Source organism: Cupriavidus sp. FW305-46 (assembly GCF_058787075.1).
Genome location: NZ_JBYSZI010000111.1, coordinates 7,752 through 8,974 on the forward strand (window position 1 = coordinate 7,752; position 1,223 = coordinate 8,974).

Genomic DNA, 1,223 nt, shown 5'->3' on the forward strand with positions numbered 1-1,223 from the left:
GGCTCGATGCCCCGTCTGGCTTCTTCGTCGACAACCTGGTGCAGGCCGGTGATGTGACGCTGCAGTACCCGGCCGATACACCTGTGACGCTGTCGCACGGCATGACGCTCCAATGCAAGGGGCGCACCTACAAGGTGCTCTCCGAAGAGCCGGAGCGCCTGCAGGACGGCTGGCTGCTGCAGGTCAAGCTCAAGGACATCACGCCAACGCCATGACGACGACTACCCGTAAGGCCATCCGGCATGCGGTGCGAGACCTGTTGGCGGCGCAGCCTTCGCTGACCGGCCGCGTCTACGCCTCCCGCAACTACCCGGTCAGCGAAAAGAAGCTGCCGGTAGTCCTGGTCTACACCGAGCGCGACGCAAGCGAGCAGGTCACGGAAACGCTCATGCAGCGCACTGTTGACCTGGTGGTCAAGGTGGTGGTGCCGGGCGATGCAGACGAAGGCGCTGACGACCAGCTCGACGACCTGTGCGAGCTGGTCACGATGACCATCGCTGCCGCCATGAACGGCTGGTTGTTTCCGCAGCCGGACCTGACAGGTCTCGTCGAGAACATGGTCTACCGCGAAACGGTTCTGGCGTTCCGCGGTGAAGATGGCCAGCAGGATCTGCTGGCCGCTGACATCACGTTCGGTGCCAGTTACTCCAGCACGCCGAACGCCGAGTTTGATGCGCTGGGCATCGTCTCGGTGGCCTTCGACATGGCCAGCCCGCGCAATGACCCGCCGCAACCGATCGGTCCTGACGGCCAGATCGACGCGCGTGCGGACATCGTTTTGCCAACGTAGCCCTTCCGATAGGAACAAACATGAAAAGCATCACCATCAGGCCCGTCGAAGGGCGGCTGGTGCGCGACCCGACGACGGGCCGCGAGATTGCGGAGCCGACGCCGGTGGACGGCGACGACCCGTTCTGGATCCGCCGCCTCGCCGATGGCGACGTGGCGGAAGTGACCAACACGGCCGCCAGCGGCCAGCCCGCGCGAGGTGACAAGTAATGGGCCAGATCAGTTTCAACCAGATCCCGGTCAACCTGCTGACACCCGGGGCATACGTCGAGTTCGACAACAGCAAGGCAGTCAGCGGCCTGGTGGTGATGCCCAACCGCATCCTCATCATCGCGCAGCTGCTGGCTGCCGGCACGGCCGCGGCCAACGTGCCCTTCCAGGCCGACAATCTGGCCGGCGTGCAGGCTCGCTGCGGCCGCGGCTCGCATGCGGCG

3 protein-coding genes and 1 pseudogene are annotated in these 1,223 nt (G+C 65.2%); all 4 read left to right on the forward strand.

The genetic code is table 11. The features are described 5' to 3' along the window. Positions 1 to 215 (forward strand): hypothetical protein (locus AC3WON_RS30340; RefSeq protein ID WP_492353398.1); only part of this gene is annotated, 215 nt, incomplete at its 5' end. Next, complete coding sequence (locus AC3WON_RS30345; protein WP_492353399.1) at positions 212 to 790, forward strand: hypothetical protein; 579 nt, start codon at positions 212 to 214, stop codon at positions 788 to 790. The genes AC3WON_RS30340 and AC3WON_RS30345, both read left to right, overlap by 4 nt. Before the next feature lie 20 nt (positions 791 to 810). Continuing rightward, positions 811 to 999, forward strand: coding sequence for a DUF2635 domain-containing protein (locus AC3WON_RS30350; protein ID WP_492353400.1), 189 nt, complete (start codon positions 811 to 813; stop codon positions 997 to 999). Further along, positions 999 to 1,223, forward strand: a pseudogene (locus AC3WON_RS30355) (phage tail protein); the annotation flags it as partial. The gene AC3WON_RS30350 and the pseudogene AC3WON_RS30355, both read left to right, overlap by 1 nt.